This window comes from Pantoea sp. PA1, assembly GCF_056856975.1.
The window spans coordinates 1-6,811 of sequence record NZ_JBXGEE010000012.1; the positions used below are offsets into that span (position 1 = coordinate 1).

General features: G+C 50.4%; 8 protein-coding genes. 4 read left to right on the top strand and 4 right to left on the bottom strand.

Annotated features, from left to right (window positions below; genetic code table 11):
• Window positions 1-135: 135 nt before the first annotated feature.
• Window positions 136-1,713, bottom strand: coding sequence for a plasmid mobilization relaxase MbeA (gene mbeA / locus AC1V0D_RS21795; protein ID WP_482908083.1), 1,578 nt, complete (start codon window positions 1,711-1,713; stop codon window positions 136-138).
• Complete coding sequence (locus AC1V0D_RS21800) at window positions 1,703-2,026, bottom strand: MobC family plasmid mobilization relaxosome protein (protein WP_482908090.1); 324 nt, start codon at window positions 2,024-2,026, stop codon at window positions 1,703-1,705. Before AC1V0D_RS21800 ends, mbeA begins: the two co-directional genes overlap by 11 nt.
• A gap of 343 nt (window positions 2,027-2,369) precedes the next feature.
• Between AC1V0D_RS21800 and AC1V0D_RS21805 the strand changes: the two genes are divergently transcribed.
• Window positions 2,370-3,623 carry a hypothetical protein gene (locus tag AC1V0D_RS21805; RefSeq protein ID WP_482908084.1) on the top strand — a complete coding sequence of 418 codons (1,254 nt, stop codon included), beginning with the start codon at window positions 2,370-2,372 and terminating at the stop codon, window positions 3,621-3,623.
• A 13-nt stretch (window positions 3,624-3,636) separates the two neighbouring features.
• Here the strand turns inward: AC1V0D_RS21805 and AC1V0D_RS21810 are convergent, their stop codons facing one another.
• Window positions 3,637-4,551: a replication initiation protein gene (locus AC1V0D_RS21810; protein WP_482908085.1), complete on the bottom strand. Its 915-nt coding sequence runs from the start codon at window positions 4,549-4,551 to the stop codon at window positions 3,637-3,639.
• 108 nt (window positions 4,552-4,659) lie between these two features.
• On the opposite strand from AC1V0D_RS21810, the gene AC1V0D_RS21815 reads away from it, so the two are divergent.
• The gene (locus tag AC1V0D_RS21815) at window positions 4,660-5,076 is read left to right on the top strand and encodes an RNA polymerase sigma factor sigma-70 region 4 domain-containing protein (RefSeq protein ID WP_482908086.1); all 417 of its coding nucleotides are present in this window, start codon (window positions 4,660-4,662) and stop codon (window positions 5,074-5,076) included.
• A gap of 107 nt (window positions 5,077-5,183) precedes the next feature.
• Window positions 5,184-5,645 (top strand): hypothetical protein, encoded by a 462-nt coding sequence (locus tag AC1V0D_RS21820; RefSeq protein ID WP_482908087.1) that lies wholly within the window; start codon window positions 5,184-5,186, stop codon window positions 5,643-5,645.
• Window positions 5,646-6,050: 405 nt separating this feature from the next.
• On the opposite strand, the gene AC1V0D_RS21825 is transcribed toward AC1V0D_RS21820, so the two are convergent.
• Window positions 6,051-6,242 carry a hypothetical protein gene (locus AC1V0D_RS21825; protein ID WP_482908088.1) on the bottom strand — a complete coding sequence of 64 codons (192 nt, stop codon included), beginning with the start codon at window positions 6,240-6,242 and terminating at the stop codon, window positions 6,051-6,053.
• Window positions 6,243-6,363: 121 nt separating this feature from the next.
• On the opposite strand from AC1V0D_RS21825, the gene AC1V0D_RS21830 reads away from it, so the two are divergent.
• On the top strand, window positions 6,364-6,811 hold a 448-nt coding region (locus AC1V0D_RS21830; RefSeq protein WP_482908089.1), incomplete at its 3' end, for a hypothetical protein.

Here is a 6,811-nt window from a genome sequence, read left to right on the forward strand (position 1 = left end):
CCGGCGCGGAGAAGAAGAACGCCAGCAGCTGCAGGCGGAGATCAGGCGTCTTGGCGAGGAGTTGCAGCGCGAAAAAAGCCGCGGACTCTGGTCGCGGCTTTTCCCTGGAAAAAAACAACAGGGGTAAACACGGATTTAGCGCATTTTGGGGCCGTAATGTGGACGGATCTGCTTCTGCTGCTGCTCCAGTAACTTCTGCCGCTGTTCGTTTTCATGGTTCTGTCTCTGACGCTCTGCGTACAGGGCCATCTCGTGCCGGTAGACTACCGGCTCAAGCGCCTCACCTGATCGCTTAAGCTCTGCACCTGCAGACTCAAGCTGCTCACGGCTTCGCTCAGCCTCGCGTTCTCCCGTTGCGTAATGCCAGACATCCTCTGCCATTCCGCGAAGGCGTTCTCCCACTCGTCCAGCCTTTTTGAGTAGTCCTGCTGTAGCTGCTCTAATGCGCTCAGCAACTGTTTTTCCAGCTCCGTCATTCAGTTCCGCTCCCGTATCAGCTTTATCGCATTCTTTTGCGTACTGCCGCTTCCGACCGTCCAGTTCCGATCCGTGTCGATATTCGTCCCCTCCGGCAGCACCAGGAAGCGACCGTTGATGTCCTCCTGAAAGGTCACGCCCCACGTCTGTGCGTTGAGCTTCTGCAGCGTGTCCCTCTGGAGCGTCATTTCCGCTAGGTTGGCTCTGATGAGGTTGCCCTGCCACCACAGAATTGCGGCGCACGTAGCCGTCAGCAGCAGAGTGACCAGCGAGATTGTCAGCCACGTCCGGCCCGTCATGCGCAGCACGCGGTTGCAGTTCGACTGTAACGCGATCTCCATTGTCTCTCTGTGGCCACGCAGGGATTCGTTCAGTCGCGAGTTGTGGTCTTCGATGGCGGCGTTGATTGTCTGCACGCTTGAGTTCAGTGCCGCGCTTACAGACTTCTCGTGCGCGCTGAATGCGGTTTTCAGCATCTGCTCGGTAGAGTGCTGCTGCTCTTTCGATTTCTTCTCTAAATCCTTCGCCAGCGTCGAAAGACTGCTCATAGATGGCTCCCTTCAGTCGGATGTTACGCCCCCCGTCCGGGTCGGCGATGCTGATGCTGCTTTTGGTGGTGCGCACCACCTCAAACCCGGCGTTTTCGAGTGCTGCAGTCACGTCGCGGCGCGTCTGCAGTTCGCCTGCGGCGGCAAGGTTGAGAAGGCCCTGTGTGATTGATGCGGCGGCGTCCTGCTTCGCCGCCGGCAGCGCGGACGCCGTGACCAGCGCTCGCCGGTTCTCTGGCGCGTTCGGGTCGTGCAGACCAAACCTGCCGTTCACTATGGTCTGCCAGGCGTCAATACGGGGCCGGTCGGCCCTATCGTAATAAGGCTGCAGGCGCTTTCCCGTCAACAGCTCGGTGTTTGGGATCAGGAAGTTGAGCTCCAGCCGGCCCTTGTCCTGATGCTCAACCCACAGCACGCTGTACTGGTCTTTATCAAGTCCGGGCATCAGAACACGCTCAAAGCTCGCCATCAGCGTTTCACGCTGTCCGGGCGCGATGTCCTGCTCTGCGAACGAGAGCACGCCGGAAGTGTATTTCTTGGCGTAAGTCGAAGCGTCGATCAGTTCGCGAACTTCCTCCGGTTTTCCCTGCAGCACGGTGGCGCCGGCGCGCTGCCGGTCTTTGCCGAGCAGATAATCCACGGGGCCGGCGCCGCCGCCGCGTCCTCTGGGATGAAACTTAACGATCATCGCCGGCAGCCTTTTCAAGGACAGCGTGGCGAAGCTGCTCGAGGCCGGTATCGATAGCCATCAGCGCGGCAACTACCTGCACGCGATCGAGTCCGGTACCGCCGCCGGCATTAACGTGCCGCGCAATCTGGTTGAGATTATTACCCATACCGGCGAGCTGCCGAAGTAGCGCAGGTGAAAGCGAAGGCAGCTTGCCGGCCCGTGCAGGCTTTTCGTCCAGGCATGTCTGACGCATCCAGGCCGCAAGCTGTTTTCCGCTGCAGCGTTCTAGCAGGCGCTGATGCTCGTCTTCCGTTACCCACATCGTGAGCATTTTGCTGCGTTTATCTGTCAATGCAGCCTCCTGATAACGCCGGGACTGACGGGAAATTCTTTCCCGGTTGGCGCGGTGTTGGACAAGCCGCAGGCGCGTCAGTGGCTTTTAGCGGGTTTCGGGGCGCAGCCCTGAACCAGTCATGTAGCGCTAGCGGAGTGTATACTGGCTTAAGTGAAGAGCTAGTATGCCGGGTCAGGAATACAATGCAATAAACGGATCTGCTAAAACAGGGCTGTTATCTGATATAGGCTTGTTTCAGTCTCACTTTTCCTGATTGGTAAAAAAAGTTGAGAATCTTATAATTGAGCTTTGCGCATCTACTTCAAAGGAGTGCCAATTGATGCAAAATACATCTAATGCTTATGAAATATTTGTCCCGGGAGGGATGCCTAAGTTCACTTACATTGAGCGAAGCGAGAAGGAGATAATAAAAAAGATCAGGAAGTCTAAACATAATCTATGCAAGATTGTTACGGTTACAGGACAAACAAAATCAGGGAAAACTGTATTAGTAAAAAAAGAATTCCCGTCAGAAGACTCATCTAACATTTGGATAAATGCAGGTTCAATAACTAACGAAGATGACATCTGGGATAGGGTGATTGTCAAATTAGGTGGTTGGACTTCAACAGAAGAATCTTCAGGTTCTGGGGCATCTACTATGGTGGGAGCCAATGTTTCAGGCACAATTAACGCCTTAGTAGCGAAGGGTGGAGGCGGAGCTTCATTAAACCACACAGATTCAAGCCAAAATTCACAAAAGACAAGCAGAGCCATATCCTCAAAATCAACTGCAACAACATTAATATCATCAAAAAAACCAAATATCATAATTGACGATTTCCATTATTTGCCTAAAGAAACGCAAGCATCTTTTGTCCGAGCTGTTAAAGAACTGGTTTTTGATGGAATTTGTGTGATTTTAATAGCGATACCACATCGCCGATACGATGCTATCAATGTCGAAAAAGAAATGACTGGTCGGGTTGAAAACATTAACATACCCGTATGGTCTGTTGATGAACTAAAAGAAATACCTGTTACCGGTTTCAATTTATTGAATATGTCCATAACGTCTCAAACGGTCGAGGAACTGGCGAGCCAGTCTATTGGAAGTCCTCATTTGATGCAGGAATTCTGTCGCGCAGTATGTGATGAAAACGATATATTCGATAGATCTGAAAAGCACCTTTCTATCGATAATATTGAACAATCACTTTTTAGAGGAATAGCCGATTCATATGGCAAATCCATGTTTGAGAAGCTAGCTAAGGGACCACGACAGAGAACAGACCGTATAGTTAGAACATTAAAGAATGGGGAAGGCGTAGATATATATAGAGCTGTTCTTTTGGCTCTAGCAAAGATGAAACCTGGCGTTCAGACTATTGAATATGAAGAATTAAGAGGATATATCAAAGAAATAGTAGCAACCTCTGTTCCGCAGGCTCATGAAGTGTCTCGCGTCATGGAAGAGATGGCCAAAATAGCAGCAAAGGAACAAGGAGCGGTTCCTGTTATCGAATGGGAAAAGGAAGATAGGAAATTACATATAACTGATCCTTTCTTCGCATTTTACCTTCGCTGGAGATAAGATAAAAAAGGGGTTATCCCCTTTTTTTTCGATAATACGTGGCTCTGCTCATGCCCATTTTTAGCCACGGCTTCATGTAAGCCTCGCTACTTTCGTCAACTTTCCTTCCGCCACCTTTGCTTTTTTCACCACCTTTTTTACCTCTAGCAGCCTGTATCTGAGAAGAATGAGTTTTTAAAACATATTCCTTGAAAGAATCACTATCGAAATTTTTATGTGTCCATTTAGCGATGCTTTTAGCAATCCCTTTTATCTCTTCGTCATTAAGAGGAAAAGAAAAATGAATATTATAGGCGCTAGCGCGTTCATAACAGGCTTGCAGCCAGTGGTCATACTCGGGCCAACCTTGACGGATGGCGCGATACGCCCATTTCCTAGTTTTATCAAACAGGGTGCAGTTACGGCCTAAGCCGTAGTCGGCAACGATTTCCTTGTCATTCGCGGCGTTTAGGTCGAGAAAATCAGCAAGCCAGTCCAGCGTGTAGAGTTCCGGCTGCCACACGGCAATTTTCCAATGGTCGTGGTTAGGATTTTTGCAAATTAGCCCAGAATACCCCGCGTCGGCTTCTAATTTTATACGTAGGGCGTTTTCTACAGCGGCAGCATAACGCAGCGGCTTCATTTTTCCATCCGGCGCGGTTCGGATTGAGGTTTTGAGCGCGTACAGCAGGTGTGCATGTCCGTTGTCAGGATTGGTGATGGTCAGCGTAGGCGCGGGAGCGTTACGATCGTTCCAGTCAATAGCAGCACCGGCGCGATCAACGTCGAATCCCAGCCAGAACATGGCATGAGGCTGATTGAACTGGATGTACTTTGCCAGAATAGCGCGCTCCTTACCGGCAATGCGTACACCAAAGTGCAGATCGTCTGAAAAGTACGGCTTGTGCGGCAGACGCTCATTGAAAAGATGTAGTGCAGCGTTACTCAATCTGGCCTGCGCTTATGGCGGGCTGTTGTCTGGCACGTTTCATGTGCTAAGATTCCTTCAAGGTTTCGACCTGGCCCTGGTTATCATGTCCGCTCGCCAAAGTAGAGCATGATTTCCGGGGCTTTGTTTTTTCTGGCGTTAACGTTACACCGTCTGGCAACTTCTGTCGATCCCGCAACTATTTACCATAACGTCCCTGCCACGAACCTGCGGAACGATCACTACCAAAACAGAAGTGACAAAGGATATAAACAGGAAAAACTTGACTTTATGTTTTTTTTGGGTAATTTCTTTATCAATTCTTTATCAAAGATAGGGGCGCATATGTTTGGATTTGGTATTCAAGGTACTATTAATAAAGGATTTTTCCTTCAAATGGCTCGTAGAGATCAAGATGCATTTTTGCAATACCTCTATGACCAAGGATACTCGGCAAAAGATATCAGCAAGAACTTCGATATTCCGGTTCCTAGCGTCTACAACAGAATCAATGCTCATCGAGGCCGTGGACCACTTCCTAATTAATGGTTCTCCTATACAAAAAGCCGCCTCGGGGCGGCTTTTTCATTTCTGCAGAACCACTAAGATTTACCATAACATCTCAGCCACGAACCTTACGCACCAGGCCTTGAATGGCACGTAGCTACAATGCTGCGGCTGTTTTCAGGGCAAAAAAAAACCGCCGTGCAGGCGGTACAAAGAGGAATACGGTGAGTCTTGCTTTTATCGCGGTCAGCCGGAGCCGCCGGCCGGTCTTAATGATAAAAAAGATCGCCGTGACGGCAAGCGTAAGCGGTAAAAAATACGCTCTTCTGCCTGGCGGCACGGCGGCACCTGAATCCTGCCTCCTGAGTTTTTGGCGTAAAAAAGCCCGCAGTCTTGGGCGGGCTGAACAAAACATTCACACTTTACGGCAAATGCACCGGCTCCAGCAGAAGAACGGCGCGCGCGTACAGCATGGAAAAATCAGCGGGGTTCCGCAAGACGGGAACGCCCGGGCAGCAAAAAAAAGGCTCCGCCAGGGAGGGAGGAGCCGAAATATGGTACACATCAGAGTGGTAATGTTCATGGGCCTCCAGCAAGGCACCCTCTGATTATCGGCATGTCCGGGCCGGACATGAGCGCCGGCTGCATTATTTTTGCGTACCCGCCTGCATGTTGTATTTAACATAACAGTGCTTGGCCGCACCCCCGTAAAGCCCCTCAGCGCGTTTCTGCCGCGAGCGGGGCGTTTCCGGCACCTTTCCCTGTCCATATTCCTGAAAAACGCGCCTGATGATTCCGGGGCGTCTGCATGGCTATGCACGGAAGTGAATGGCAGGCGATTTCGCACGTTAAACAGCGACAGACGGGCATAATCGTAAAAAAAGGGCGCGTGACATACGCGCCGGCTCTCATAAAAGTGAGTAAAAAACGTCGATACAGGACCTGGAGATCCACAGGGTGCGGACGGCCCGTTTTAAATTTAGCGCAGGAAATGAAAACTTCCCGGATGCCGGCTACTCCTCGTCCTTATACTCAGTCACGCGACTGAGCCCGTAATCGTTCAACTCGCGGTATTTTCGCGTGTACTCATCAGAAATGGCGCGTTTTTCTTCGATACTCATCGTACGGTCAGTGAGTGACGATTCGTGAAGAACCTGCAGTCTTTCCACTTCGGCATTGAGCGCAAGAAATTCCTGGTCAGTCATGTTACATCCTCCTGGTAGGGTGAACTTTCCGTATCGCTTTCCAGCAAGTTAATAATAGCCCCAGCATTTCTTGTAGTGTAAATTTTACACCTTACACACCTGACTCAATTCGGGGTATACAGTGTCAGAAACACGCCTGAATCTGACGCAGGCAGCGAAGGCTGCCGGCGTAACAAGAAGAACGTTATATAACCATATAAATCAGGGTAAAGTTACCGCGTCACGCGATGAAAAAAACAACCCTGTAATAGACGTGTCTGAGCTTATCCGTGTATACGGCAACGTGAATGTGCCTGTAAAAAAAATTCCCACCGTTTCACACCGTGAAAATACACAGGTAAATTTCACACCTGATGGACTGGAAACGATTCGTGCTGAGCTGGCAGAGCTTAAACATTCCATCACGCTAATGCTTGAAGATAAAACGGCGCGGGAGGATGAACGCCGGCGCGGAGAAGAAGAACGCCAGCAGCTGCAGGCGGAGATCAGGCGTCTTGGCGAGGAGTTGCAGCGCGAAAAAAGCCGCGGACTCTGGTCGCGGCTTTTCCCTGGAAAAAAACAACAGGGGT

Coding starts and splice junctions, on each gene's coding strand:
- mbeA (WP_482908083.1), bottom strand. CDS start 1,713: ATGATCGTTAAGTTTCATCCCAGAGGACGCGGCGGCGGCGCCGGCCCC.
- AC1V0D_RS21815 (WP_482908086.1), top strand. CDS start 4,660: ATGATTTCCGGGGCTTTGTTTTTTCTGGCGTTAACGTTACACCGTCTG.
- AC1V0D_RS21820 (WP_482908087.1), top strand. CDS start 5,184: ATGGCACGTAGCTACAATGCTGCGGCTGTTTTCAGGGCAAAAAAAAAC.
- AC1V0D_RS21825 (WP_482908088.1), bottom strand. CDS start 6,242: ATGACTGACCAGGAATTTCTTGCGCTCAATGCCGAAGTGGAAAGACTG.
- AC1V0D_RS21805 (WP_482908084.1), top strand. CDS start 2,370: ATGCAAAATACATCTAATGCTTATGAAATATTTGTCCCGGGAGGGATG.
- AC1V0D_RS21800 (WP_482908090.1), bottom strand. CDS start 2,026: ATGCTCACGATGTGGGTAACGGAAGACGAGCATCAGCGCCTGCTAGAA.